The sequence below is a fragment of the Phytoactinopolyspora halophila genome (genome assembly GCF_003287285.1).
GTDB classification, from domain to species: Bacteria; Actinomycetota; Actinomycetes; order Jiangellales; family Jiangellaceae; genus Phytoactinopolyspora_A; species Phytoactinopolyspora_A halophila.
The window spans coordinates 1-596 of the sequence record NZ_QMIG01000078.1; the positions used below are offsets into that span (position 1 = coordinate 1).

The window sequence follows — 596 nt, forward strand, 5'->3', positions numbered from 1 at the left end:
AACACCACGGTGATGCGGGGATGCAAGTGTCGCACGAGACGATCTATCACGCGGTGTATCTGCAGGCCCGGGGAAACCTTCGCGTCGCGTTGAAGCATCAGAAGGCGCTGCGCACCGGCCGGACCCGCCGCACGGCGCGATCAGAAACGGCCGGGGCGTTGCGCTCGGCCCGGCCCTGGGTGGATCTGCACATCAGCGCCCGCCCGGCCGAGGCCGAGGACCGAGCGGTGCCGGGGCACTGGGAGGGTGACCTGATCACCGGTGCCGGTAACCACTCCGTGATCGCGACCCTGGTCGAACGCTCCAGCCGCTACGTGCAGCTGGTCGCGCTACCGAACGGGAAAGTCAGCGAGCTCGTTGCCGCCCAGCTCAGCGCGGCAATGCGTACCCTGCCGGCCTCACTGCGCCGCACACTGACCTGGGACCAAGGCTCAGAAATGGCCGCACACGCCACATTCTCCCTGGCCACCCACATCGAAGTCTACTTCTGCGACCCCCACAGCCCATGGCAACGCGGCAGCAACGAAAACACCAACCGGCTACTACGCGACTACTACCCCAAAAGCAGCACCGACTTTCGCACCCTCACCCAGGCC

General features: G+C 66.4%; 1 protein-coding gene. It reads left to right on the top strand.

Features of this window, described 5'->3' with window-relative positions:
• Positions 1 to 596 (top strand): IS30 family transposase (locus DPM12_RS22715; protein WP_112260608.1); only part of this gene is annotated, 596 nt, incomplete at both ends.